35 protein-coding genes and 1 pseudogene are annotated in these 22,142 nt (G+C 66.9%); 3 read left to right on the top strand and 33 right to left on the bottom strand.

Annotation, left to right across the window (positions count from 1 at the left end; genetic code table 11):
- Positions 1–43: 43 nt before the first annotated feature.
- Together K8640_RS12585 and K8640_RS12580 are read right to left on the bottom strand one after the other, a co-directional pair.
- Complete coding sequence (locus K8640_RS12585) at positions 44–1,216, bottom strand: DUF2314 domain-containing protein (RefSeq protein ID WP_223747260.1); 1,173 nt, start codon at positions 1,214–1,216, stop codon at positions 44–46.
- Positions 1,216–1,830, bottom strand: coding sequence for a deoxynucleoside kinase (locus tag K8640_RS12580; RefSeq protein WP_046714277.1), 615 nt, complete (start codon positions 1,828–1,830; stop codon positions 1,216–1,218). Before K8640_RS12580 ends, K8640_RS12585 begins: the two co-directional genes overlap by 1 nt.
- A gap of 237 nt (positions 1,831–2,067) precedes the next feature.
- Between K8640_RS12580 and K8640_RS12575 the strand changes: the two genes are divergently transcribed.
- From K8640_RS12575 to K8640_RS12565, 3 genes are read left to right on the top strand one after another with little or no spacing between them, the layout of a single operon-like run.
- On the top strand, positions 2,068–2,856 hold the full coding sequence (locus K8640_RS12575) for a 1-acyl-sn-glycerol-3-phosphate acyltransferase (RefSeq protein WP_223747259.1): 789 nt from the start codon (positions 2,068–2,070) through the stop codon (positions 2,854–2,856).
- Positions 2,857–2,872: 16 nt separating this feature from the next.
- Complete coding sequence (locus K8640_RS12570) at positions 2,873–4,255, top strand: lipopolysaccharide assembly protein LapB (protein WP_223747476.1); 1,383 nt, start codon at positions 2,873–2,875, stop codon at positions 4,253–4,255.
- Positions 4,256–4,292: 37 nt separating this feature from the next.
- Positions 4,293–4,952 carry a hypothetical protein gene (locus K8640_RS12565; protein ID WP_223747258.1) on the top strand — a complete coding sequence of 220 codons (660 nt, stop codon included), beginning with the start codon at positions 4,293–4,295 and terminating at the stop codon, positions 4,950–4,952.
- A 92-nt stretch (positions 4,953–5,044) separates the two neighbouring features.
- On the opposite strand, the gene rplQ is transcribed toward K8640_RS12565, so the two are convergent.
- The 31 genes and pseudogenes from rplQ to tuf all read right to left on the bottom strand — a co-directional run.
- Positions 5,045–5,464, bottom strand: coding sequence for a 50S ribosomal protein L17 (gene rplQ, locus K8640_RS12560; RefSeq protein WP_046714281.1), 420 nt, complete (start codon positions 5,462–5,464; stop codon positions 5,045–5,047).
- Between the two features lie 191 nt (positions 5,465–5,655).
- Positions 5,656–6,678, bottom strand: coding sequence for a DNA-directed RNA polymerase subunit alpha (locus tag K8640_RS12555; RefSeq protein ID WP_141327447.1), 1,023 nt, complete (start codon positions 6,676–6,678; stop codon positions 5,656–5,658).
- 160 nt (positions 6,679–6,838) lie between these two features.
- Complete coding sequence (gene rpsD / locus K8640_RS12550) at positions 6,839–7,465, bottom strand: 30S ribosomal protein S4 (RefSeq protein WP_015350163.1); 627 nt, start codon at positions 7,463–7,465, stop codon at positions 6,839–6,841.
- A 72-nt stretch (positions 7,466–7,537) separates the two neighbouring features.
- A complete protein-coding gene (gene rpsK / locus K8640_RS12545) occupies positions 7,538–7,978 on the bottom strand; it encodes a 30S ribosomal protein S11 (RefSeq protein WP_141327448.1) in 441 nt (146 codons plus the stop codon).
- Positions 7,979–8,038: 60 nt separating this feature from the next.
- The gene (gene rpsM, locus K8640_RS12540) at positions 8,039–8,422 is read right to left on the bottom strand and encodes a 30S ribosomal protein S13 (protein WP_141327449.1); all 384 of its coding nucleotides are present in this window, start codon (positions 8,420–8,422) and stop codon (positions 8,039–8,041) included.
- A 51-nt stretch (positions 8,423–8,473) separates the two neighbouring features.
- A complete protein-coding gene (rpmJ, locus tag K8640_RS12535; RefSeq protein ID WP_074951669.1) occupies positions 8,474–8,593 on the bottom strand; it encodes a 50S ribosomal protein L36 in 120 nt (39 codons plus the stop codon).
- 76 nt (positions 8,594–8,669) lie between these two features.
- Positions 8,670–8,888 carry a translation initiation factor IF-1 gene (gene infA / locus K8640_RS12530; RefSeq protein WP_046714285.1) on the bottom strand — a complete coding sequence of 73 codons (219 nt, stop codon included), beginning with the start codon at positions 8,886–8,888 and terminating at the stop codon, positions 8,670–8,672.
- Positions 8,889–9,039: 151 nt separating this feature from the next.
- Entirely contained in the window at positions 9,040–9,798 is a 759-nt protein-coding gene (map, locus tag K8640_RS12525) for a type I methionyl aminopeptidase (RefSeq protein ID WP_223747257.1), read from the bottom strand.
- Positions 9,799–9,895: 97 nt separating this feature from the next.
- Complete coding sequence (locus tag K8640_RS12520; RefSeq protein ID WP_074951662.1) at positions 9,896–10,549, bottom strand: adenylate kinase; 654 nt, start codon at positions 10,547–10,549, stop codon at positions 9,896–9,898.
- Positions 10,550–10,711: 162 nt separating this feature from the next.
- Entirely contained in the window at positions 10,712–12,058 is a 1,347-nt protein-coding gene (gene secY / locus K8640_RS12515) for a preprotein translocase subunit SecY (RefSeq protein ID WP_046718097.1), read from the bottom strand.
- A gap of 134 nt (positions 12,059–12,192) precedes the next feature.
- Entirely contained in the window at positions 12,193–12,720 is a 528-nt protein-coding gene (gene rplO, locus K8640_RS12510) for a 50S ribosomal protein L15 (protein ID WP_046714288.1), read from the bottom strand.
- A 20-nt stretch (positions 12,721–12,740) separates the two neighbouring features.
- Positions 12,741–13,001: a 50S ribosomal protein L30 gene (gene rpmD, locus K8640_RS12505; protein WP_223747256.1), complete on the bottom strand. Its 261-nt coding sequence runs from the start codon at positions 12,999–13,001 to the stop codon at positions 12,741–12,743.
- 2 nt (positions 13,002–13,003) lie between these two features.
- A complete protein-coding gene (gene rpsE / locus K8640_RS12500; protein WP_046714290.1) occupies positions 13,004–13,525 on the bottom strand; it encodes a 30S ribosomal protein S5 in 522 nt (173 codons plus the stop codon).
- A 19-nt stretch (positions 13,526–13,544) separates the two neighbouring features.
- A complete protein-coding gene (rplR, locus tag K8640_RS12495; protein WP_046714291.1) occupies positions 13,545–13,901 on the bottom strand; it encodes a 50S ribosomal protein L18 in 357 nt (118 codons plus the stop codon).
- Positions 13,902–14,009: 108 nt separating this feature from the next.
- Positions 14,010–14,576, bottom strand: coding sequence for a 50S ribosomal protein L6 (gene rplF, locus K8640_RS12490; protein ID WP_223747255.1), 567 nt, complete (start codon positions 14,574–14,576; stop codon positions 14,010–14,012).
- 64 nt (positions 14,577–14,640) lie between these two features.
- Complete coding sequence (rpsH, locus tag K8640_RS12485) at positions 14,641–15,045, bottom strand: 30S ribosomal protein S8 (RefSeq protein ID WP_223747254.1); 405 nt, start codon at positions 15,043–15,045, stop codon at positions 14,641–14,643.
- A gap of 193 nt (positions 15,046–15,238) precedes the next feature.
- Positions 15,239–15,424, bottom strand: coding sequence for a type Z 30S ribosomal protein S14 (locus K8640_RS12480; RefSeq protein ID WP_015350175.1), 186 nt, complete (start codon positions 15,422–15,424; stop codon positions 15,239–15,241).
- A gap of 27 nt (positions 15,425–15,451) precedes the next feature.
- On the bottom strand, positions 15,452–15,982 hold the full coding sequence (rplE, locus tag K8640_RS12475) for a 50S ribosomal protein L5 (RefSeq protein ID WP_174816817.1): 531 nt from the start codon (positions 15,980–15,982) through the stop codon (positions 15,452–15,454).
- Between the two features lie 302 nt (positions 15,983–16,284).
- Positions 16,285–16,614, bottom strand: a complete 330-nt coding sequence (gene rplX / locus K8640_RS12470) for a 50S ribosomal protein L24 (protein ID WP_141327454.1) — start codon at positions 16,612–16,614, stop codon at positions 16,285–16,287.
- A gap of 49 nt (positions 16,615–16,663) precedes the next feature.
- Positions 16,664–17,032, bottom strand: coding sequence for a 50S ribosomal protein L14 (gene rplN / locus K8640_RS12465; protein ID WP_046714296.1), 369 nt, complete (start codon positions 17,030–17,032; stop codon positions 16,664–16,666).
- Between the two features lie 66 nt (positions 17,033–17,098).
- Complete coding sequence (gene rpsQ / locus K8640_RS12460; RefSeq protein WP_015350179.1) at positions 17,099–17,413, bottom strand: 30S ribosomal protein S17; 315 nt, start codon at positions 17,411–17,413, stop codon at positions 17,099–17,101.
- Positions 17,414–17,518: 105 nt separating this feature from the next.
- Positions 17,519–17,734 (bottom strand): 50S ribosomal protein L29, encoded by a 216-nt coding sequence (rpmC, locus tag K8640_RS12455; RefSeq protein WP_174816815.1) that lies wholly within the window; start codon positions 17,732–17,734, stop codon positions 17,519–17,521.
- 43 nt (positions 17,735–17,777) lie between these two features.
- A complete protein-coding gene (gene rplP / locus K8640_RS12450; protein WP_046714299.1) occupies positions 17,778–18,197 on the bottom strand; it encodes a 50S ribosomal protein L16 in 420 nt (139 codons plus the stop codon).
- A gap of 66 nt (positions 18,198–18,263) precedes the next feature.
- Positions 18,264–18,926: a 30S ribosomal protein S3 gene (rpsC, locus tag K8640_RS12445; RefSeq protein WP_002633602.1), complete on the bottom strand. Its 663-nt coding sequence runs from the start codon at positions 18,924–18,926 to the stop codon at positions 18,264–18,266.
- Positions 18,927–18,966: 40 nt separating this feature from the next.
- Entirely contained in the window at positions 18,967–19,311 is a 345-nt protein-coding gene (gene rplV / locus K8640_RS12440; protein ID WP_141327456.1) for a 50S ribosomal protein L22, read from the bottom strand.
- 35 nt (positions 19,312–19,346) lie between these two features.
- Positions 19,347–19,634, bottom strand: coding sequence for a 30S ribosomal protein S19 (gene rpsS, locus K8640_RS12435; RefSeq protein ID WP_046714300.1), 288 nt, complete (start codon positions 19,632–19,634; stop codon positions 19,347–19,349).
- A gap of 15 nt (positions 19,635–19,649) precedes the next feature.
- On the bottom strand, positions 19,650–20,495 hold the full coding sequence (gene rplB / locus K8640_RS12430; protein WP_046714301.1) for a 50S ribosomal protein L2: 846 nt from the start codon (positions 20,493–20,495) through the stop codon (positions 19,650–19,652).
- A 35-nt stretch (positions 20,496–20,530) separates the two neighbouring features.
- Positions 20,531–20,824 carry a 50S ribosomal protein L23 gene (locus K8640_RS12425; RefSeq protein ID WP_141327458.1) on the bottom strand — a complete coding sequence of 98 codons (294 nt, stop codon included), beginning with the start codon at positions 20,822–20,824 and terminating at the stop codon, positions 20,531–20,533.
- Positions 20,821–21,444, bottom strand: coding sequence for a 50S ribosomal protein L4 (rplD, locus tag K8640_RS12420; protein WP_046714303.1), 624 nt, complete (start codon positions 21,442–21,444; stop codon positions 20,821–20,823). Before rplD ends, K8640_RS12425 begins: the two co-directional genes overlap by 4 nt.
- A 53-nt stretch (positions 21,445–21,497) precedes the next feature.
- Positions 21,498–21,806, bottom strand: a complete 309-nt coding sequence (rpsJ, locus tag K8640_RS12415; RefSeq protein ID WP_002633608.1) for a 30S ribosomal protein S10 — start codon at positions 21,804–21,806, stop codon at positions 21,498–21,500.
- A 201-nt stretch (positions 21,807–22,007) separates the two neighbouring features.
- Positions 22,008–22,142, bottom strand: a pseudogene (gene tuf, locus K8640_RS12410) (elongation factor Tu); the annotation flags it as partial.

Raw genomic sequence — 22,142 nt, 5'->3', positions numbered from 1 at the left:
GCCTAGCGCCCTGGACGACGCGGGCAAGCGGAGCCGCGTCGCACTACATCGGTCGTTCCGCGTTGAGCAGGGCCCGGATCTCGGACTCGTCCAGGGCCCGGCCCTCGCGGCTGAGCGCCAGCGCGTTGACCTGGGTCTCTTCGACCTCCACGTGGGCGCCCTTGCGCCACTCCGTGGTGTGCACCGCGCCATCCACCAGCTTGCCCACGAGGCTGCCGTCGTCCCGGGCCATCAGCTCCAGCCACAGGTTCTCCACCACCTTGTTCCCATCCGGGTGGGTATCGAACGGCGCCCGCACGAGGAAGGTGAGCGGCTCCATCAGCCCCCGGCGCTGGAAGCGCGCCAGGAACGCCGGCAGCAGCGCCTGGGCCTCGCGGCGCATGGACTCCGTCTGCTCCTCCGGCTCCTGCGAGAAGCGCTCCCGGTAGGGTGCCAACAGCTGGGACGTGTTGTGCCGCCCCAGGGGTGACACCACCGTGAGGAACAGCCCCTCATGCCCCTCGAAGGTCTCCAGCGGCACGCCGAGCAGGTTCGCCCGGGCCTCCTCCGACGGCACCACCATGAAAGCCTGGCCCTCGCTGGTGCCCACCTGCGAGCGCAAGGCCGGCCCCTGCCCGAAGGCCAGGTCCGTGCACAGCTCGTGCAGGAAGCTCTCCGCCGGCAGCAGGTCCTGCTCCGCCAGGTGGAAGATCTCCAAATCCCTCGCCCCGAACTTCTCCATCCCGTGCGAGTGCACCCACAGGGGCGTGTCGCCCTCGGTCACCTCCACCGCGTGCAGGTGCACGTGGTCCCGGATGTCGAAGTCCAGCTCGGTGATCTCCACCACGTCCTCGGGCTCGTGCAGCTTGTAGGCCGCCAGGTCCACCAGGACGCCGGGCACGTGCTCCAGCAGCGTGCGCACCGCCCAGAGCGCCTCGAACACCGGCAGCGTGGGCTGCGCCCCACCGGGCTCCAGGGACAGGTGGTAGTACGCGCGCGCCTTGCCCAGCCTGGCGAAGGCCTCCGGACTGCCGCTGTAGGCCGCCTTGTTGAACTTCGGCAGCTCCTGGGGGCCCACGGTCAGCCGGACCCGCACCTCCGAGCTGTCCGCCCGGAGCACGAACCCCTGCGCATCCTCGTCCGGGGTGAACTCCACCTCATCGGTCGCGAACGAGGCCCGCAGGGCATCCAACGGCACGGGCCCTTCCTGCTCGGTCGCCAGGAGGTAGACCTCCATCACAGGTGCTTCTCGATTTGCTGAAAGAGGTCCACGCGGTCCACCAGGTTGGTCAGGTAGTCGAGCTTGTCGGTGGCCAGCACCAGCACTGGAGACAACCGGTAGGCACCGAACCATTCCTCATACAGGGCATTGAGGCGCTGGAGGTAGCGGGTGGGGATGTCCTTCTCCATGGACCTGCCGCGCAGGCGGATGCGCGCCTTGAGCGTCGGGACCGGGCAGCGCAGGTAGATCATCAAGTCGGGGGGCCGCAGCGACTCGGAGATGGTCTCGTACAGCTCGCAGTACGTCTTCCAGTCCCGCTTGTCGATGAGCCGCTGGCGGTGGAGGTTCTTCGCGAAGATCTCCGCGTCCTCGTAGAGGGTGCGGTCCTGCAACACGGTACCGGAGGTGCGCTCCAACTCCCGGTGGAGGCGGAACTTGTGCGTGAGGAAGAAGAGCTGTGAGCGGAACGCCCACGTCTTCATGTCCTTGTAGAAGTCCGCGAGATAGGGGTTCTGGTCATTGGGCTCGAAGGACGGAGTCAACCCGTACTTCCGGCACAAGAAGGACGTGAGCTCCGTCTTCCCGGCGCCGATGTTGCCCGCGATGGCGATGAACTTTTTCCTGGCCAAGCCACCCCTGCTTGTAACCCCGGCGAGCGGAGCACACCAGCAACAAGGTACGGAAGGCTCGTGGTAGAAGAAGTGCATGCCCCCGCCCTCACCGTCCCGCCACGTCCCGGGAGCCGCCACCACCCAGGGTGCGGCCGCCCGTCTGGACGTTCGGGACAGGACATCTCGCGGCGGGACTGCCCTCGGGTCCAGGCCTCTGCCTGGGCGTCGAGCCGGCCCCGAGGAGGGGGCCGAGGGATGCGCAAGCTTTTCTGCATGTTGACCGCTGGAGTCTGGACGCTCGTCTGCTTTCCCCTGACCCTCGTCGCGATGCTCGTCACGCTGCGCTCCTCGAGCGCGCTGTGGGTCGTCCGCGAGCTGTGGTCCCCGGTGCTCCTGTGGGCCGGTGGCGCGAGGCTGGAGGTCTCCGGCCAGGAGAACGTGGACCCCAAGCGCCCCACCATCTACGTGGGCAACCACCAGTCCACCATCGACATCCCGGCCCACTTCATGGCGGTGCCGGTGCCCTTCCGCTTCGTGGCCAAGGATCAGCTCAAGTGGGTGCCGCTCATCGGCTGGTACCTGGCGCTGGGCGGCCACGTCTTCATCAACCGCTCCAACCGCGCCAAGGCCATCAGCTCCCTGGAGGCGGCCGCGGCGAAGATTCGCGGGGGCACCAGCATCTTCCTGTACCCGGAGGGCACCCGCTCCTCGGATGGCCGCGTGCTGCCCTTCAAGAAGGGCCCCTTCGCGCTCGCGCTCAAGGCCCGCGTCCCCATCTGCCCCGTCACCATCGAGGGCTCCGGGGACCTCATGCCCAAGGACAGCTGGAACATCACCCCCGGCCCCATCCGCGTGAGGGTGGGCAAGCCCATCGACACCACGGGCTTCGCGGAGAATGATCGCGAGGGCCTGGCCCGGGCCGTGCGCGAGGCCATCATCGCGGACAACCTGGCGATGGGCGGCAAGGGCGGCGACCGCGAGGACGCCATCGCCTCCGCCGGCCACGAGGGCGTCGGCTCCGCCCACGCCTCCCTCATTCCCTGAGACACGCTCCGTGACGATGACTCCCGCCTTCCGCTTCCGCCCCTGGGCTCGCGCCGCCGTGCTGGGTCTGGGACTCCTCGCCGCTGGCTGCGGCCACACCTCCGCCACGAAGACGGGCGCCGAGGCCCCCACCGACGAGCGCTCCCGCGCGCGGGCCTACCTGGAGGAGAACCAGCCCCAGAAGGCCCTCGGGATTCTCGCGGACCTGCATGCCCGCTCCCCCGAGGACCTGGATGTCGCGCGCACGTTGACGGAAGCCCAGGTGAAGGCGGGCCGCGCGGACGCGTGGATCCAGGAGCTGCAGGGGCGCATCGCCACGGGTGAGCGCGCCGTGGACCAGTACATGCTGGGCCTGGCCCTGTTCTCCCGCGCGAGGGACGCCGGCGCCCCCGCCGTGGCCGCCTTCGAGCGCGCCATCGCCCTCGCCCCGGACACGGCCGAGTACCACTACCGCCTGGGCGTCGCCCGCCTCGAGTCCGAGCAGTACCCCGCCGCCGTGGAGCCGCTGCGCCGCGCGGCCCTGCTCGCGCCGGAGCGCACCGCGTGGCGCCTGCCGCTGGCCAAGGCGCTGCATCGCACCGGGGACTCCCCGGGCGCGGTGGAGGCGCTCGGCGTCGTGGTGCGAGGCCGCCCCTCGGCCGCGGACGTGGCCACGGCGCGCGCGCTGATGGAGCAGATCAGCGACCCCTTCGGAGGCATCCCCAAGGCCGCCGAGGCCAAGCTGGAAGAGGGCCTGCGCTACCTCAACGACCTGGACGCCCCGCAGCACGCCATCCTCGCCTTCGAGGAGGTGCTGCACGACTACCCGGACCTGGCGGTGCTCCACTCGCTGCTGGGCCTGGCCTATCAGCGCCTGGACGACGCGGGCCGCGCGGTGGACGAGTTCAAGCAGGCCATCGAGCGCGCCCCGCGCGACGGGAAGAACCACCTGTACCTGGGCGAGCTCTACGCGGCCCGCCAGCGCCCCGACGCGGCGCGCGGCTCGTTCGAGAAGGCCGTCGCGCTGCACCCTCTCCTGGACGCGGCGTGGTTCCGCCTGGGAGACCTGCACCTGGAGCGGCGGGATTTGCCCGCGGCGCGCGAGGCGTTCACCGTCGCGGTGTCGCTCACGCCCGACTCCCTCCCCGCGCGCGGCAAGCTCGCCCTCGTGTACCAGCTCGAGGGGGACTACCCCGCCGCCGAGCGCGAGCTGCGCCACGTGGTCGAAAAGGACCCGGAGAACGTCGAGTTCACGCTGCGATTGGGGCTGCTCTTCACCGAGCAGACGCTGAAGTCCACGCGCCCGCAGGTGCGCAAGGCGGCGGCCGAGGAGGCGGAGCGCTGGCTCTCCAAGGTGCTGGAAGCGCAGCCGGAGAACGCAATGGCTTCGCGCGCGCTGCAAAGCCTCAAGGGCCAGTAGCCACCGACGGGCCCGGCCCTCTACACTTCGAGTTCCGATGAGCGAAGGTCGCAAGTCTCCGAGCACGGCCGCCCCCACGGGCTCCCAGCCGCGCACTCCGACGAATCCGGGCATGCCGCGCACGCCGACGAGCCCCGGCATGCGTGTGATGTCCGCCGCGCGCACCGCGCCGCTGGAGAAGTCGAAGCAGGATGGGCCGTTGGGCAAGCGGCTCGCGGGCGAGGCCTCCAATCAGGCCCTCAACGCGCTCTCCGTCCTCAAGGAGTTCGCGGCGGACTTCAGCAACCGCGACAGGTTCTTCAAGTACAAGGCCTCCATCGTCGCCGGGTGGCTGGTGATGACGGCGGCGAGCTTCGCCATCGCCTGCCCTGGCAGCTCCGTGCAGACGGGTGACATGGACGCGCGCCTGGTGCTCAGCGACAAGCTGGACCGCCCGTCCATCACCATCTGGAACGAGAGCAAGGAGGAGTGGAAGGACGTCACCCTCATCGTCAACGGCCAGTACCGCGCGGCGGTGGCGTCCGTGGGCGCGGGGGAGTTCATGACAATCACCCCCAAGCAGCTCATGGGCACCAGCGGCGCGGCCCCCGCGGACCTGCGCTTCGAGACGCTGGAGATGCGCAGCCACGACGACAGCGCGAACCTCACCGAGGACCTGCGCAACGAGTGGAAGCGCCTGCTGAGCCCCAAGAAGTAGCCCCGCAAAAGCGAAGGGCGCCCTCCCCAGCGGGAAGAGCGCCCTCGCGTTGCCACCGGCCCCTCCTCGCGAAGGGGCGCGGCTGGCGGCCGTTACTCGGCCTTGGTCTCCTCGGTGGACGCAGGAGCCTCGGCGGCGGGCGCGGCCTTCTTCTCGGGCCGATCCACCAGCTCCAGCAGGGCCATCTCCGCGGCGTCACCCCGGCGGAAGCCGAGACGAACGATGCGGGTGTAGCCGCCGGGGCGGTTGGCGTAACGGTCCTTGTACTCGCTGAAGACCTTCTTCAGCACGTCACGGTCCTTCACGGTCCGGGCCGCCAGGCGCACGTTGGAGAGCCCACCACGCTTGCCCAGCGTGATGATGCGCTCCGCCAGCTTCCGGGCCTCCTTGGCCTTGGGAAGCGTGGTGCGGATGGCCTGGTGCTCGAGCAGCGAGGTGACCATGTTGTTCAGCATCGCGAGCCGGTGGCTCGTGGTGCGGTGCAGCTTCCTCTGTCCTACCCTGTGACGCATCGTCGTGCTCCGGGCCCCCGTGGGGACCCACCACTCCGGCCGTATCAGGTACCGGGTGGGAAGGGTGGACCCGACACGAGGCCCACCACTGCTCGTCGAACCCGGAGGACTTCACCGGGCTCCTTCCCGCCGCGCGCCGCCTGCCGCCATGTCGCGGGCGCGCGGGGAAAGTACCACGTACCGCGAAAGACCTAGGCCTTGGGCGCCGCGGGAGCCGGGGCCTGCTTCGGCGGCCAGTTCTCCAGCTTCATGCCCAGCGACAGGCCCATCTCCGCCAGGATCTCCTTGATCTCCTTGAGCGACTTGCGGCCGAAGTTCTTCGTCTTGAGCATCTCGGCCTCGGTGCGCTGCACCAGGTCGCCGATGGTCTTGATGTTCGCCTGCTGCAGGCAGTTGGCCGAGCGAACCGACAGCTCCAGCTCGTCCACCGAGCGGAACAGGTTCTCGTTGAGCTTCGCCTCCTCCTTCGGCGCCTCGGCGATGACCGGCTCCTCGGTCTCGTCGAAGTTCACGAAGACGGTCAGCTGCTCCTTGATGATCTTCGCCGCGTACGCCACCGCGTCCTGCGGCGACACCGAGCCGTCCGTCCAGACCTCGAGCGACAGCTTGTCGAAGTCGGTGACCTGACCGACGCGGGCGTTGGTGACCTGGTAGTTCACCTTGCGCGTGGGCGAGAACAGCGAGTCGATGGGGATGGTGCCGATGGGCGAGCCCGCCACCTTGTTCGAGTTGGCCGGCACGTAGCCACGGCCCCGGCGGCACGTCAGCTCCATGCGGAGCTTGCCACCCTCGGAGATGGTGCAGATGTGGTGGCCCGGGTTGAGGATCTCCACGTCGGCGTCGGCGATGATGTCACCCGCCTTGACCTCCTTGGGGCCCTCCGCCTCGATGCGCAGCGTCTTCGTCTCGTTCGTGTGCATCCGAAGGAGGACTTCCTTCAGGTTCAGCACGACGTCCGTGACGTCCTCCGACACCTCGGGGATGGTGGTGAACTCGTGGTCCACGCCCTCGATCTTCACGGACGTGATCGCCGCGCCCTGCAGCGACGACAGGAGCACCCGGCGCAGCGAGTTGCCCAGCGTCGTGCCAAAGCCGCGCTCGAGCGGCTCCGCGACGAACTTGCCGTAGGTGGGCGTCAGGCTGTCCTGGTCCACTTCCATCCGGCGCGGCTTGATGAGGTCACGCCAGTTCTTCGCAACGAACGTATCTGCCATGGTGTACGGCTCCTGAAGACGTGCGCCACCACCGACTTACCCACCAGCACGGCGGGAGGATGGACACGTAGGGGACTGCGATAAAGCACGACGCCCCGGCCTCGTCGGCCAGGGCGCTGGGTTCCACTTCCAGGCGCCAGATTGCGCCTGGCGTGGACGATTACTTCGAGTACAGCTCGACGATGAGCTGCTCCTGGATGGGCATGGTCAGGTCCTCGCGGTTGGGGACCGTGCGAACCGTGCCCTTGAACGCCTTCTTGTCCAGGTCGATCCACTGCGGAACGCCACGGCGGTCCACCGTCTCCAGCGCCTCGGAGATGCGGAGCACCTTGCGGCTCTTCTCCACCACCTCGACGGCCGTGCCCGGCTTGATGGAGAACGAGGGGATGTTGACCTTGCGGCCGTTCACCTGGAAGTGGCCGTGACGCACCAGCTGACGCGCCTCGTTGCGCGTGTCCGCGAAGCCCATGCGGAACACCACGTTGTCCAGGCGGAGCTCCAGCTGCTGCAGGAGGTTCTCACCCGTCTTGCCCTTGGCGGCGGACGCGCGGTGGTAGTAGCCGCGGAACTGGTTCTCCAGCAGGCCGTACATGCGCTTGACCTTCTGCTTCTCGCGCAGCTGCACGCCGTAACCAGAGAACTTCACGCGGCCCTGGCCGTGCTGGCCGGGGGGATACGGGCGGCGCTCGATGGCACACTTGTCCGTGTAGCAGCGGTCGCCCTTCAGGTACATCTTGAGGTTTTCGCGCCGGCAGATACGGCAAGCGCTCGCGGTATAACGGGCCATGGTCTTGTCCTTGGAGATGATCTGGAGCCGCCCCGGCGCGCGTGAGCACGCGGGGCGACCCGGACGAAGGGTTTAGACGCGACGACGCTTGGGCTGACGGCACCCGTTGTGCGGGATGGGCGTCACGTCGCGGATGAGGTTGATCTTCAGGCCAGCGGCGGCCAGCGCGCGCAGCGCCGACTCACGACCCGCGCCCGGCCCCTTCACGAACACGGACACGTTCTTCAGACCGTGCTCCATCGCCTTCGCGGCGGCGTCGCCGGCGGCCACCTGGGCGGCGAACGGGGTGGACTTGCGGCTTCCCTTGAAGCCACGCGCCCCGGCCGAGGACCAGGAGATCACGTTCCCGGACACGTCCGTGATCGTGATGATGGTGTTGTTGAACGTGGACTGGATGTGGACCACGCCGTTGAGGATGCTCTTCTTGCCCTTGCGCTTGGACTTCTTCGCGGCCGGGGCCTCGCCCTCGGCACCCGTGGGCGCCGCAGCCGAAGTATTGGTCTCGTCAGCCATGTGAGTTGCTGCTCCTGAGAGGTGATCGACGCCAGCGCCTCATGGCGCCGGCGCTGCGGTTTACCGAGCCGGAGCCGCCGGCTTCGCCCGGACGATGCCACGCTTCGGACCCTTGCGGGTGCGCGCGTTGGTGTGGGTGCGCTGGCCGCGGACGGGCAGACCCTTGCGGTGACGCAGGCCCCGGTAGCAGCCCAGGTCCATCAGGCGCTTGATGTTCATCGTCACTTCACGCCGGAGGTCACCCTCGACCTTGTAGCTGGCCTCGATGATCTCGCGGATCTTTCGAGCCTGGTCCTCGGTGAGGTCCTTGGTCCGGGTGGTGGGGTCGATACCCGCCGCCGCGATGATGTCTTGCGCGGACTTGTTGCCGATCCCGTAGATGTACTGGAGCGAGATCACGGCGCGCTTGTTGGGCGGCAGGTCGATGCCGGCGATACGAGCCATCTTCGGTCTTCCTTCTGGAGTGGAGTTGGTCTGAAGCCAACAGCCTTGCGGCTATCGGCCCTGGCGCTGCTTGTGCCGGGGGTTGGAGGCGCAAATCACGCGCACGATACCCTTGCGGCGGACAACCTTGCACTTGTCGCAGATCTTCTTGACGGACGCCCGAACCTTCATGGAGCGAACTTCCTTCCTTCGAACAGAGAAAAGCCAGCGGGCCACCCACCCCTACATCGGCGGGCCGCCCTTTTCGTTACTTCGCCCGGTACGTGATCCGTCCACGCGTCAGGTCGTACGGAGACAGCTCGACCTTCACCTTGTCACCGGGAAGGATTCGGATGAAGTGCATCCTCATCTTGCCCGAGATGTGCGCGAGCACCCTGTGGCCGTTGTCCAGCTCCACACGGAACATCGCGTTGGGGAGGGGCTCCATCACCGTCCCCTCAACTTCGATGGAATCATCCTTCGGCAAGCGTCAAACCTCTTCCCGGACCACGAACCTCTTGGAAGCGCGGCGGAGTAGCACTTTGGTCCGCAAGTGGCAAGCGTCCCGCGCAGCAAAACTCGGATTCCTACCAACCCACCGTAACAAGGACCTATTTCACCTGCAGTCCCGGCCGTCCTCAACGCCCTCGGGTGAGCACCTCGGGCCCCCCATCCGTGATGAGGATGGTGTGCTCGAAGTGGGCGGACAACTTCCGGTCCGCCGTCACCGCCGTCCAGTCGTCTTCCAGGATCTCGATGTCCGAGGTCCCGGCGTTCACCATCGGCTCCACCGCGAGCACCATGCCCGCGCGCAGCTTCATCCCCGCCCCTGCCTGCCCGTAGTTGGGCACGTGTGGGTGCTCGTGGAGCTTGCGGCCAATCCCGTGGCCCGTGAAATCCCGGACCACGGAGAACCCCCGCGCCTCCACGTGCCGCTGGACGGCATGGCCAATGTCCCCCAGCCGGTTGCCCGGCTTCATGGCCTGGATGGCCTTCTGGAGCGATTCCCGGGTCGTCTCCACCAGGGACCGCGCCTCCGGGGACACCTTCCCCACCGGCACCGTCCGCGCCGAGTCCCCGAACCACCCCCGGTACGACACCCCGAAGTCGAGCTTCATCAGGTCGCCTTCGACCAGCTTCCGCTTCCGGCTGGGGATGCCGTGCACCACCTCGTCATTGATGGAGGCGCAGAGCACACACGGGAAGCCGAGGTAGCCCTTGAAGGCCGGCCTGGCGCCCCGCTCCGCGGTCATCTTCTCCGCGAGCGCGTCCAGCTCCCAGGTGGTGATGCCCGGCGCCACGGCCTGCTCGAGCGCATCCAGGACGTCGGCCACGATGCGGCCGGCCTCGCGCATGAGCGCGATCTCCTCCCGGGATTTGATCTCCACCTGGCTCATCGGAGTCCCGCGCCAACCTCACCTGCACGGGACACGGGTGGCCAGCGACTCGAGGCACCGCAAGCCCCCGAGCTCCGCTCGCCAGCCCGTCCGTCCATCAGGCCTTGCTCCGACCCGCGGCGGCCTTGATCTCCTCGTAGATGCCCTCCGGAGAGCCCACGCCGTCCACGCTCTTGAGCACGCCCTTCTTCTCGTAGAAGTTCTTCAGGGGCTTGGTCTCGGCGTCGTACTTCTGGAGGCGCTTCTCGATGACCTCCGGCATGTCGTCCGGCCGCTGCACCAGGCCCTCGCCACACTTGTCGCAGAAGCCCGTGCGCTTCGGCGGGCTCGTCTCCACGTGGTAGACGCTGCCGTCCTTCGGACACACGCGCCGTCCCGAGCCACGCTTCACCAGCGTCTCGTGCGGCACCTCGAGCGACACGACGGCGTCGAGCTTCTTGCCCAGCCGCTCCAGCATCCTGTCCAGCGCGTCCGCCTGGCCCGGAGTGCGAGGGAAACCGTCCAGGACGAAGCCCTGAGCGACATCCGCCTCCTTCAGGCGCTCCTCGACGATTCCAATCACGACCTCGTCCGGCACGTACTGGCCCGCCGCCATCAGCGGCCCCGCGACCTTCCCCAGCTCCGTCTTCTCCGCCACAGCCTTGCGGAGGATGTCACCGGTGGAGATCTGCGGGATGTGGAAGTCGGCGAAGAGCTTCTTCGCCTGGGTACCCTTCCCCGCGTTCGGCGGTCCCAACAGGATCAGGTTCATGTGCTCCTCTCAGCTCCCAAGGAAGGCACGGAAGTCGTCAGCCACGAAACTTTCACGCGCCCCCCATGTGCACCACCGAATAACTCGAATGACTGCGCCCCGGAACGACGAGGCGCCCCTCCCCACGACGAGGAGAGGCGCCCGTGACGTTGTCGCCGTGACTCAGGCCGCCACGCGCACCCGGCCGCGGATTCGGGGACCGCGCGGACCCGCGAAGCCCTCGTAGTTGCGGCTGATGAGGTGACCCTCGATCTGCTGCACCGTGTCCAGGGCCACGCCCACGACGATCAACAGCGCCGTGCCGCCGAACGTGAAGCGCACGTTGAGCAGACCGCTGATGACCGACGGAATCACGCAGATGACCGCCAGGTAGATGGCGCCGCCGAACGTGAGCCGGTTCAGCACCCGCTCGATGAACTCCGCCGTCTGCCGGCCCGGGCGGATGCCCGGGATGTAGCCGCCCTGCTTCTTGATGTTGTCCGCCACGTCATCCGGACGGAAGGTCAGCGCCGTGTAGAAGTAGGCGAAGAAGATGACCATCAGCACGAAGAGCCCGTTGTAGATCCACAGGTTGCCTTCGATGGCCCGCTGCACGTCCTGGAGGAACGGGAACCACGTGCCCAGCGTCGCCGGGAACGACAGCACCGCGCCCGCGAAGATGGGCGGGATGACGCCGGCCGTGTTGACCTTCATCGGGAAGTACGTGGCCTGGCCCGCGAACATCCGCCGCCCCGCCATGCGCTTGGCGTACTGGATGGGGATGCGGCGCATGCCGCGCTCCACGTAGACCACCACCGCGATGATGAGGAGCATGAACACCAGCAGCGCCAGGACCTCGGCGACCGCGATGACCTCCTGCCGCGTCAGGTCCAGCAGCGTGCTGGCGCCGGGGAGCACACCCGCCACGATGCCCGCGAAGATGATGAGCGAGATGCCGTTGCCGATGCCGCGCTCGGTGATGCGCTCACCCAGCCACATGATGAAGGCCGTGCCCGCCGTCAGGCTGACCACCGTCATGAAGGTGAACCAGACGCTGTCGTCCGGCACCACCACCTGGTTGAAGCCGCTCTGCCCCGCGTCCGAGCGCCCCAGCGACGCCAGCCAGCGGGAGATGCCGATGCCCTGGATGACGGAGAGGACGATGGTGCCGTAGCGCGTGTACTGGTTGATCTTCTGCCGGCCCGCCGCCCCCTCCTTCTGCAGGCGCTCCAGGCTGGGGATGACCACCGCCAGGAGCTGCATGATGATGGAGGCGCTGACGTAGGGCATGATGCCCAATCCGAAGATGGACATCTGTTCCAGCGCGCCGCCGGAGAAGAGGTTGAACAGCGAGACCAGACCGCCCGATTGCTTCTGGGCGTCCATGAAGGCGTTCATCGCGGCCCGGTCCACGCCGGGCGTGTTGATGAAGATGCCGATGCGGTAGACGGCCAGCAGGGCTAGCGTGTACGCGAGCCGGCTGCGCAGCTCCGCGATGCGGAAGACGTTGGCGAAGGCATTGAGAGCCACGGGGTAGCCATCCTCTTCGTGAGGGTTCTGCCAGGACGACAAAACGCCCCTGTTCCACGGATGGGAAAGGGGCGCAGAAGCCTACACAAGCGAAATGACGCGCACCACCGACAAGTGATGCGCGTCGGACATGCTCAGGCCTTCGGCTGCCGAGGGGCCTTGACGCCCTTGCCAGCGTGCGCCTTGGCGGCCGCCTCGGGCTTGTGGGCCATCAGGGGAAGGACGTCCACCGCGCCACCCGCCTTCTCGACCGCCGACTTGGCGGTCTCGGAGGCCTTGTGCACCCGGATGGTCACCTTCTTCGTCAGCGCGCCCCGACCCAGCAGCTTCACGCCGTCGTAGCGGCCCTTCACCAGACCCGCCTTCTTCAGCGAGGCCTCATCCACCGTGGAACCGGCGTCGAAGTGGGTGTCCACATCCGACAGGTTCACCACCGCGTACACCGTGCGGTTGGGGGAGTTGAAGCCGAACTTCGGCAGGCGGCGCTGCAGGGGGCTCTGGCCACCCTCGAAGCCTTCGAACCGCATGTTACCGGTGCGGGCCTTCTGGCCCTTGCCACCGCGGCCGGCCGTCTTGCCCAGGCCGGAACCCTGACCGCGGCCCACGCGCTTCTTGCGGTGCCACGAGCGCGAGGGGCGCTTCAAACCGTGCAGAGTGCTCATTGTCTTAGGTCCTCTCGTGCTCAGGCCTTGGCCTGGTAGGCGCGCGCGCGGTCCCGCAGGGCGATCTTGCGCGGCTTGCGGCGCTTGGGCGCCGGCGCCTCGGTGGACACCGTCTCCGAGGAGACCAGGTGCTTCACCTTGAACACCATCCCGCGGATGGCCGGCGTGTCCTTCAGCAGGCGCTCATCACCGAACTTCTTCAGACCCAGGCCACGGATGGTGGCCAGCATGTCCTCGGAAGCGCCCGCGTAGCTCTTCGTCAGCTTCACCTTGAGCGCCATGACTAGCCCCTCTGCTCCCCGGCGAGCTTCGCCGACTCGACGTCCTTGCCGCGGAGGCGCGACACCTGCGCCGCGCTGCGCAGCAGCTTCAGACCCGCGACCGTGGCCTTCAGCACGTTGTGCGGATTCCGCGAACCCTGGCTCTTCGTCAGGATGTTGCGGATGCCCGCCGCCTCCAGCACCGCGCGCACCGCGCCACCCGCGATGACGCCCGTACCTTCGCTGGCCGGCTTCAGCAGCACCCAGCCGGCGCCGAAGTGCCCGAGCACCTCGTGCGGAATCGTGTGACCCATCAGCGGAACGCGGAACAGGTTCTTCTTCGCGTTCTCGCCACCCTTGCGGATGGCCTCGGGAACCTCGTTGGCCTTGCCCAGGCCGACGCCCACGTGTCCGGCGCCGTCACCCACCACCACGAGGGCGGCGAACGAGAACCGCCGGCCGCCCTTCACCACCTTGGCGACGCGGTTGATGTTCACCACGCGGTCGGTGAGGTCCAGATCGTTCGGATTGATCGGAGTTGCCACTTGGAAATCCTTTCGAAAGCTAGAACTTCAGCCCGGCCTCGCGCGCGGCGTCAGCCACGGCGGCGATGCGCCCGTGATAGGGGAAGCCGTTGCGGTCGAACACCACCGCCTCGACGTTGGCAGCCTTGCACCGCTGCGCGATGAGGGCACCCACCCGCTTCGCGTCCGCCTTCTTGTCGCCTTCGTCCTGGCCCTTCAGCTCCTTGGACAGCGACGAGGCGTACGCGAGGGTCTTGCCCGTGGTGTCGTCCACCACCTGCGCGTAGATGTGCTTGAGGCTCTTGTAGACGGTAAGCCGCGGCCGCTCGGTGGTACCCGAGAGCTTCTTGCGGATGCGGTTCTTCCTCTTGATACGGGGATCGATCTTCGTCGGCATGGCTGCTTCCTTGTCCTTCCGGCGGCGATGCGGTCTTCCGCCGCCGGATGATGCCGCCAGACCCCATGGGCCCGGCGGGATTGGGAACACTCAGGACAGACGGAACGATTACGTCGTTCCGGTCTTGCCCTCCTTACGGCGGATGCGCTCCTCGGAGTATTTGATGCCCTTGCCCTTGTACGGCTCGGGCGGGCGCAGCGAGCGGATGTTCACCGCCGTCGCGCCGAGCACTTCCTTGTCCGCCGAACGCAGCGTCAGCCCCACGGTGGGGAGGCTGTCCTCGGTGCGGGCCGTCTTGTCCACTTCCGCCGTCACGCCCTCGGGGAGGTCGAAGACGACGGGGTGGGAGTAGCCCAGCGCGAAGTGGATGGCCTTGCCCTTCACCTCGGCGCGGAAACCGACGCCGCGGATGTCCAGCTTCTTCTCGAAGCCCGTGGACACGCCCTTCGCGGCGTTGGCGAGGATGGTGCGCGTCAGGCCGTGCAGGCTGCGCGCCTCGCGCGAATCATCCGCGCGCTGCACGGTCACCTGACCGTCCTTGATCTCCACCTTGACCTTGCCGGGCAGCTTCACGGACAGCTTGCCCTTGGGGCCCTCGAAGTTCACCTGCTGGCCGGCGACGACGGCCTTCGTCTTGTCGCCGAGCTTGATCGCCAGTTTTCCAATCCGACTCATGGTTGCCTCGGTCCTGTATGCCCGGGGCGCGCACTCTCACGAGGCGCGGCCACCAGGCCGCTGGCTAGTAGACGGTGCAGAGCAGCTCGCCGCCCGCCTTCTGCTTGCGGGCCTCGGAGTCCACCAGGATGCCGCGGGACGTGGAGAGGATGGAGATACCCATGCCTCCCAGCACCTGCGGGATGTCGTTCACGCCGACGTAGCGGCGCAGGCCCGGCTTGGACACGCGGCGGATGCCGGTGATGGCGGGAGCGCGGTCCGGCCCGTACTTGAGCTGAACGCTGATCTCGCTCTGGGGCGAGCCGTCCTGCGTGTGGACGACGTACTCCCCGATGTAGCCCTCGTCCTTGAGGACCTTGATGACCTCGAGCTTGAGCTTCGAGTGGGGAATGACGACCTTGTCGTGACGCGCGCGCGACGCATTGCGCAGGCGGGTCAGCATGTCGCCAACGGGATCATTGACCGGCATGGGCTACCTTCCGAACGAGCACCCTGTCCGGGTGCTTCGTGTTCGCGTTCGTCGCGCCTGCCGGGCCCATCCCGGGGGTTCGCGCCGAGCGCAACTACCTGGGTTGAAACTGCTCGTGGACACGCTCCTTCCGAAGCGCGTCCAGGGCGCCAACGGGACCGTCAAGGCCCCTTTGGCACCCTGCCCTACCGACTCACCAGGACGACTTGGTCACGCCGGTGATCTCACCGCGCAGCGCACGGTTGCGCAGGCAGATGCGGCACATCTTGAACTTGCGCAGGAACGCGCGCGGCCGGCCGCACAGCGGGCAGCGGTTGTACTGGCGCACGGCGAACTTCGGCTTGCGCTTCGCCTGGGCAATCTTGGAGAGCTTGGCCATTGTCTTTGAGGTCCTTGGCTCGAGGGCTTACTGGCGGAAGGGCATGCCGAAGTGACGCATCAGCGCCAACCCCTGCTCGTCGTTCCGGGCAGTGGTGACGAAGCTGATGTTGAGCCCCTTCACCTTCTCGATCTGGTCGTAGTTGATTTCGGGGAAGATGATCTGCTCGCGCACGCCGAGCGTGTAGTTGCCCTTCCCGTCGAAGGCCTTCGGGGACACGCCCTTGAAGTCACGCACGCGCGGCAGCGCCACCGTGATGAGGCGGTCCATGAACTCGTACATGCGGGCGCCACGCAGGGTGACGGCGGCACCGATGGCCTGGCCCTGGCGCAGCTTGAAGTTCGCGATGCTCTTGCGGGCGCGCGTCACGATGGGCTTCTGACCCGTGATCGCCGCGAGCTGGTCCACCGCGGACTCCAGGATCTTGTTGTTGGCGAGCGCCTCGCCCAGACCCATGTTGACGACGATCTTCTGGAGACGCGGAACCTCCATCGGGTTCTTGAGGCCCAGCTCCTTCATCAGGGCGGGCACCCCTTCCTTGCGGAAGCGCTCCTTCATGCGGGCCGGCTTGCTCTCGAGGCCTTCCTCGATGTTCGCCGCGAAGCCAACCTTCTTGGCCTCTTCCTTCTTGCCCCGCTTCGCCTTCTTTTCCTTCTGGTCCGGCTTCTTCTCGTCAGCCATCGTCGTATCCTCTGCTTCGGGCGCCGTCGTGACCCAGCGCGTCCGATCAGTCCTTCACCTGGAAACTGAAAACACCGCGAGGGCCCCGTGGACTACCCAGGCCCTCGTTGCCTGCACGCCCCCCTACCCGCCTACCAGGGCGGACAGAAGGGCGCGCATACATGCCCCAACAGGGACTCCTAGTCAATCAGCGCGTCGCAGTTCTTGCAGAACCGCTGGCGCTTCTCACCGTCCGTCTTGATGCCCACGCGGGTCGGCTTGTCGCACTTCACGCAAACGACCTGGACATTCGCCAGGGCGATGGTGCCGGGCTTCTCGACAATGCCACCCTCGGGGTTCTGCGGCGTCTTCTTCAGGTGCCGCTTGACCAGGCGCAGGCCCTCCACAGTCACCCGGCCGGCCTCCTGGTCGATCTTCAGCACCTTGCCGCGCTTCGTCGCAGGGGTCTTCTCGGAGGCCTCGGCCCCGGCCATGACCTGGACCGTGTCTCCCACCTTCATCTTCTGCATGGCTTCCTCGTCTCTCTGGCTGCTCGCCGTCCGGCCTGGTGGGTCCTCTTCAGAGGACTTCGGGCGCCAGCGAGATGATCTTCATGAACTTGCGGGCGCGGAGCTCACGGGCGACCGGCCCGAAGATACGCGTACCAATGGGCTCCATGTCCTTGTTGATGAGGACCGCGGAGTTGCCGTCGAACTTGATGAAGCTGCCGTCGGGACGACCCACCTCGCGCTTGGTGCGGACGATGACGGCCTTGGCCACGTCACCCTTCTTCACCTTCGAGTTGGGCAGCGCCTCGCGGATCGACACGACGATGACGTCGCCGATGGACGCGTACTTGCGCTTCGAACCGCCGAGCACCTTGATGCAGAACACCTTCTTCGCGCCCGAGTTGTCCGCCACGTCGAGCACGCTCGTCATCTGAATCATCTGGGAATCTCCTATCGCCGGTGTCTCCACCGCGCAGCCTCTCGGCCGCGCATGTGGAGGTGCGTGCTAGACGTTCTTGCTCTTCTCCAGCACCTCGACCACGCGCCAACGCTTGTCCTTCGAAGCGGGCTTGGTCTCGGCGATCCGGACCCGGTCACCCTCGTTGATGGTGACCTTCTTCGGGTAGTCGTGGTCCTCCACGTGGGCCTTGTACTTCTCGCGCAGGCTCATGATCTTCCCGTACTTCGGGTGGGGAGCGCGGCGCTGGACGGTGACCACCACCGTCTTCTGCATCTTGTTGGAGGTGACGATTCCCACGCGCGTCTTGGGACGGCCGCGGGTGGAGGTCTCTGCCTTGGGCGCTTCGGTCGTCTCAGCCATCTTCTCTCTCACTGTCTCTCATGCACCCGGGCGCTCTCACGTCCCGGATGGCCTTGCGCACCCGACCTGTGGCGAGCGCGCTTGGAGGATTCGCGGGTGAAGGCGTTACGCCTTCGCCGCCTTCTTCTTCTCGGTCAGCACGGCCAGGACACGGGCCAGGTCACGCCGGTGCCCGGTCCGCTCCGCCGGATTGTCCAGCGAGCCGGTCCGCCGCTTGAGCTGGTCCTGGAACAGCGTCTCACGCAGTTCCGTCGCCCGCCGCTGCAGGTCGTCCGCCGACAGCTCCCTCAGTTCCTTCGCAGTCGCCATTGCAATCTCCACATGCGTGCGGGAGCCACCCAGAGGACGGCTCCCGCCGCGGTGCCTAGAGGCTCAGGTCCGCGCGCTTCACGATCTTCGTGAGCACGGGCAGCTTCGCCTGCGCCAGCTTCAGCGCCCCGGTGGCCACCTCGGTCGTCATGCCCTCCATCTCGTAGAGGATGCGGCCGGGCTTCACCACCGCGACGTAGTACTCCACGCCACCCTTACCGGTACCCATTCGGGTCTCGGCGGGCTTCTTGGTGATGGGCTTGTCCGGGAAGATTCGGATCCAGATCTTGCCGCCGCGCTTCACGTGGCGGGTCATCGCGATACGGGCCGCCTCGATCTGCCGGGAGGTGATCCAGCCCGGCTGAAGGCTCATCAGACCGAACTCGCCGTAGGTCAGGTCGCTGCCACGGTGAGCGGCGCCCGGCATGCGGCCCTTGTGCATCTTGCGGTACTTCGTACGTGCAGGCTGAAGCATCGTCGCTGTCCTTCCCTACCCTGCCCCGGGCGCCTCCTCGCGGAGACACCCGGCGCGGGAGGGCAATTACCGGTTGGAGGGCATGGGGGCCTGGCCGCCCTTGCCCGGGAGAACCTCGCCCTTGCAGACCCAGACCTTGCAGCCGATCTTGCCGTAGGTCGTCTTGGCCTCGGCGAAGCCGTAGTCGATGTCCGCGCGGAGGGTGTGCAGGGGCACGCGGCCCTCGCGGTACCACTCGTAGCGCGCCATCTCGGCGCCACCCAGGCGGCCCGAGCAGGCCACGCGGATGCCCTTCGCCCCGAACTTCATGGCCGTCTGCAGCGCCTTCTTCATGGCGCGGCGGAAGGCGATGCGGCGCTCGAGCTGCGTGGCGATGTTCTCCGCCACCAGCTGCGCGTCGGTCTCCGCCTTGCGGACCTCGACGATGTTGAGGAAGACCTCGTTCTTCGTGAACTGCTGGAGGTCCTTCTTCACCGTCTCGATGCCCGCGCCGCGCTTGCCGATGACGATGCCCGGACGCGCGGTGTGGACGTTGACCTTCACCTTGTTGGCGGCGCGCTCGATCTCCACCTTGGACACGCCCGCGTGGTTCAGCGACTTCTTCACGAACTCGCGGATGCGGATGTCTTCATGGAGCCACTGCGCGTAGTTCTTGTGCTCGAACCACTTGGAGTCCCAGGTCTTGATGACGCCAAGCCGGAACCCGATCGGATGAACTTTCTGTCCCAACGTGAATCTCCTTGAACGTCCGGGCAGGGCCCGACGGGTCCTACTTCTTGGCCTCGGCCAGCACCACGTGGACGTGGGCGGTCTTCTTCTTGATGGGGGTGGCCCGGCCCATGGCGCGCGGCATGAACCGGCGCTGGGTGGGACCCTGGTCCACCGAGATGGTCTTGACGTAGAGCGTGTCCACGTCGACCTGTCCCTTGGACTTGTCGGTCGCGTTGGCCACGGCGCTCTTGATGAGCTTCTCCACCGGCAGGGCCGCGGCGCGCGGGGTGAACTTCAGGATGTTGAGGGCCGCCTCAACGGGCTTGCCCCGGACGAGCGCCGCAACGGTGGACAGCTTGCGGGGGCTCATGCGCAGGAAACGCAGATGTGCAGTCGACTCCATGGTCATCTCCTCAGGCTCTCAGGCAATGCGCCAGGCTACTTGCCCGGGGCCTTGGCGACCTTCTTCTCCGCCGAGTGACCGCCGAACGTACGCGTCGGGGCGAACTCGCCGAGCTTGTGGCCCACCATGTTCTCCGTGACGAACACCGGGATGAACTTCTTCCCGTTGTGCACCGCGAAGGTGTGACCCACGAACTCCGGCAGGATGGTGGAGCGGCGGGACCACGTCTTCACGACAGTCTTCTTGTTCGTCTTGATCATGTCCTCGATCTTCTTGACGAGGAAGTCGTCGACGAACGGACCCTTCTTGATCGAACGAGCCATGGCTTGCGAATCCTCTTACTGGCTGCGCGCGCCCTGGCGGCGGCCGCTCACGATGAACTTGTCAGTACGCTTGTTGGTGCGCGTGGTGAGGCCCTTGGTCTTCTTGCCCCACGGCGACACCGGGTGCGGGTTACCCTGACCGGACTTACCCTCACCACCACCGTGCGGGTGGTCCACGGGGTTCATCGCGAGACCACGAACCGTCGGGCGGATGCCCAGCCACCGGCTCTTACCCGCCTTGCCGACGCGGATGATCTCGTGCTCGATGTTGCCCACCTGGCCCACGGTGGCGCGGCACTCGATGAGGACCATGCGGACGGTCCCGGAAGGCATGCGCACCTGCGCGTAGCGGCCCTCCTTCGCCATCAGCTGTCCGGACGTGCCGGCGGAGCGGATGACCTGGGCGCCACGGCCCGGCTTCAGCTCCACGTTGTGGATGACGGTACCCACCGGGATGTTCTGCAGCGGCAGGGAGTTGCCCGGACGGATGTCCGCGTTCTCGCCGGCGAACACCGTGTCGCCCACATTCAGGCCCACGGGGGCCAGGATGTAGCGCTTCTCACCGTCCGCGTACGTCAGCAGGGCGATGTTGGCGGTGCGGTTCGGGTCGTACTCCACCGCGGTGACCTTGGCCGGCACGCCGTCCTTGTCACGACGCTTGAAGTCGATGACGCGGTAGCGGCGCTTGTGACCACCACCCTGGTGACGGCGGGTGATGTGGCCGTGAACGTTGCGGCCACCCGAGCGCTTCAGCGGCTCGGTCAGCTTCTTCTCGGGCGCGTCCTTGGTGATGTCCGCGAAATCGGACACCGTCATCAGACGGCGGGCGGCGCTTGTCGGCTTGTACTTCTTGATGCCCATGGTGTGTTCCTCAGGCTGACCTCAACGCCGTAGCGTCAGGCCGCCCCTCCCTCGAAGAGTTCGATCGAGTCGCCTTCCTTGAGGGTGACGACCGCCTTCTTGAAGTTGGGCCGCTTGCCGATGCTCCGACCCACGCGCTTGATCTTGCCGCGGACGATGTTGGTGTTCACGTCCTCGACGGTGACCTTGAACAGCGTCGACACCGCGTTGGCCACGTCGTGCTTGGTGGCCTTGAGGTCGACGATGAACGAGTACTGACGCAGCTTCTCGCGGGCCTTGTCCAGCTTCTCGGTGATGAGCGGGCCCTTGATGACGTCGTGGATCTTCATGACAGCGCCCCCTCGAGGGTCTTCGCGGCCGCGGAGGTCAGGACCAGGTGCGAGTGCTTCAGCACCATCTCGAGGTTGACACCCTCGGGAGGAAGCACGTCGAACTTGGCCAGGTTCCGCACGCTGCGGTGCAGGTTGGTGTTGCCCTTCTCGTCCACCACCAGGGCGTTCTGCAGCTTCAGGCGCTTGGTCAGCACCTCGAAGGCCTGCTTGCTCTTGGGGGCGTCCAGGGAGAACCCGCTCAGGATGATGAGCGTCTTCTCCTTGGCGCGCAGGGACAGCGCGGACTTGAGCGCACCGCGGCGCACCTTGCGGGGCGGGCGGTAGAAGTAGTCGCGAGCCTTGGGAGCCATCGCCTTGCCGCCGCCCACCCAGTGGGAAGCGCGGATGGAACCCTGGCGGGCGCGGCCGGTGCCCTTCTGCTTCCAGGGCTTCTTGCCGCCGCCGCTGACCAGCGAGGTGTTCTTCACCCCCACCGTGCCGCGGCGCCGGTTGATCTGCTGCATCTTCGCGACCTCGTAAAAGAGGTGCGTGTTCGGCTCAGCGCCGAAGATGTCGTCGGAGAGCTCGATCTCCGACACCTTCTTCAAATCCAGGTCGACAACGTCAAACTTCGCCATGGCACTTTCCTCGCGGGGGTCGGAGTGAAACCACTCAGACGCCCACCCGCTTCCTAGGACTTGATCTCGACGTCAACGCCGGCCGACAGATCCAGCTTCATGAGCGCATCCAGCGTCTGCTGCGTAGGCTCGAGAATGTCGAGCAGGCGCTTGTGGGTGCGGATCTCGAACTGCTCGCGGCTCTTCTTGTCCACGTGCGGGGAACGCAGCACGGTGAACTTGTTGATGCGCGTAGGAAGGGGGATCGGACCGGCCACCTTCGCGCCAGTGCGCTTAGCCGTCTCGACGATCTCACCCGCGCTCTGGTCCAGGAGCTTCGAGTCGTATGCCTTCAGCCGGATGCGGATCTTCTGTGTCGCCATTCGCAAGAACCTCTTAGAACGAACTTTGTGCCAACGCCCCGGAAGGCGCTACGACCGACGTCCCCTGGTTGTCACAGAGCCGTTTCTTCAGAACGAAGGGGCGCGGTGATTACCATCCCGCCCCAGTGTATGCAACTGGATTTCCTCCGGCTCCCTGGAAATTCCCCGGAAGGGAACCCCGGGGAGCCGGGAGGAGGTCTGCTACTCGATCACTTCCGCCACGACGCCGGCGCCCACCGTGCGGCCACCCTCGCGAACGGCGAAGCGCAGCTCCTTCTCCATCGCGACAGGGGTGATCAGCTCCACCTCGATCGCGATGTTGTCGCCCGGCATCAC

It is taken from the genome of Myxococcus sp. XM-1-1-1 (genome assembly GCF_020037095.1).
Lineage (GTDB): Bacteria > Myxococcota > Myxococcia > Myxococcales > Myxococcaceae > Myxococcus > Myxococcus fulvus.
Note: the sequence above shows the minus strand (reverse complement) of the source record. Positions and strands in the feature narration are given on the sequence as shown.

Bases quoted from the DNA above. Each gene is read 5' to 3' on its own strand.
- rpsM (WP_141327449.1), bottom strand. From the start codon at position 8,422: ATGGCTCGTATCGCCGGCATCGACCTGCCGCCCAACAAGCGCGCCGTG.
- K8640_RS12480 (WP_015350175.1), bottom strand. From the start codon at position 15,424: ATGGCCAAGCTCTCCAAGATTGCCCAGGCGAAGCGCAAGCCGAAGTTC.
- rplB (WP_046714301.1), bottom strand. From the start codon at position 20,495: ATGGGCATCAAGAAGTACAAGCCGACAAGCGCCGCCCGCCGTCTGATG.
- rplF (WP_223747255.1), bottom strand. From the start codon at position 14,576: ATGAGTCGGATTGGAAAACTGGCGATCAAGCTCGGCGACAAGACGAAG.
- rplX (WP_141327454.1), bottom strand. From the start codon at position 16,614: ATGCAGAAGATGAAGGTGGGAGACACGGTCCAGGTCATGGCCGGGGCC.
- rplD (WP_046714303.1), bottom strand. From the start codon at position 21,444: ATGGCGAAGTTTGACGTTGTCGACCTGGATTTGAAGAAGGTGTCGGAG.
- K8640_RS12585 (WP_223747260.1), bottom strand. From the start codon at position 1,216: ATGGAGGTCTACCTCCTGGCGACCGAGCAGGAAGGGCCCGTGCCGTTG.
- rplR (WP_046714291.1), bottom strand. From the start codon at position 13,901: ATGCCGACGAAGATCGATCCCCGTATCAAGAGGAAGAACCGCATCCGC.
- rpsQ (WP_015350179.1), bottom strand. From the start codon at position 17,413: ATGGCTGAGACGACCGAAGCGCCCAAGGCAGAGACCTCCACCCGCGGC.
- K8640_RS12565 (WP_223747258.1), top strand. From the start codon at position 4,293: ATGAGCGAAGGTCGCAAGTCTCCGAGCACGGCCGCCCCCACGGGCTCC.
- K8640_RS12425 (WP_141327458.1), bottom strand. From the start codon at position 20,824: ATGAAGATCCACGACGTCATCAAGGGCCCGCTCATCACCGAGAAGCTG.
- rpsD (WP_015350163.1), bottom strand. From the start codon at position 7,465: ATGGCCCGTTATACCGCGAGCGCTTGCCGTATCTGCCGGCGCGAAAAC.
- rplP (WP_046714299.1), bottom strand. From the start codon at position 18,197: ATGCTTCAGCCTGCACGTACGAAGTACCGCAAGATGCACAAGGGCCGC.
- rpmD (WP_223747256.1), bottom strand. From the start codon at position 13,001: ATGGCGCTCAAGGTGAAGCTGACGAAGAGCTACGCGGGCGCTTCCGAG.
- rpsJ (WP_002633608.1), bottom strand. From the start codon at position 21,806: ATGGCGACACAGAAGATCCGCATCCGGCTGAAGGCATACGACTCGAAG.
- rpsS (WP_046714300.1), bottom strand. From the start codon at position 19,634: ATGGCTCGTTCGATCAAGAAGGGTCCGTTCGTCGACGACTTCCTCGTC.
- rpsH (WP_223747254.1), bottom strand. From the start codon at position 15,045: ATGCCGGTCAATGATCCCGTTGGCGACATGCTGACCCGCCTGCGCAAT.
- K8640_RS12555 (WP_141327447.1), bottom strand. From the start codon at position 6,678: ATGGCAGATACGTTCGTTGCGAAGAACTGGCGTGACCTCATCAAGCCG.
- rplQ (WP_046714281.1), bottom strand. From the start codon at position 5,464: ATGCGTCACAGGGTAGGACAGAGGAAGCTGCACCGCACCACGAGCCAC.
- rplE (WP_174816817.1), bottom strand. From the start codon at position 15,982: ATGAAGGAGCGCTTCCGCAAGGAAGGGGTGCCCGCCCTGATGAAGGAG.
- K8640_RS12575 (WP_223747259.1), top strand. From the start codon at position 2,068: ATGCGCAAGCTTTTCTGCATGTTGACCGCTGGAGTCTGGACGCTCGTC.
- map (WP_223747257.1), bottom strand. From the start codon at position 9,798: ATGAGCCAGGTGGAGATCAAATCCCGGGAGGAGATCGCGCTCATGCGC.
- rpsK (WP_141327448.1), bottom strand. From the start codon at position 7,978: ATGGCTGACGAGACCAATACTTCGGCTGCGGCGCCCACGGGTGCCGAG.
- rpmJ (WP_074951669.1), bottom strand. From the start codon at position 8,593: ATGAAGGTTCGGGCGTCCGTCAAGAAGATCTGCGACAAGTGCAAGGTT.
- rplO (WP_046714288.1), bottom strand. From the start codon at position 12,720: ATGAGCACTCTGCACGGTTTGAAGCGCCCCTCGCGCTCGTGGCACCGC.
- rplN (WP_046714296.1), bottom strand. From the start codon at position 17,032: ATGATTCAGATGACGAGCGTGCTCGACGTGGCGGACAACTCGGGCGCG.
- rplV (WP_141327456.1), bottom strand. From the start codon at position 19,311: ATGGAGTCGACTGCACATCTGCGTTTCCTGCGCATGAGCCCCCGCAAG.
- K8640_RS12570 (WP_223747476.1), top strand. From the start codon at position 2,873: ATGACTCCCGCCTTCCGCTTCCGCCCCTGGGCTCGCGCCGCCGTGCTG.
- K8640_RS12520 (WP_074951662.1), bottom strand. From the start codon at position 10,549: ATGAACCTGATCCTGTTGGGACCGCCGAACGCGGGGAAGGGTACCCAG.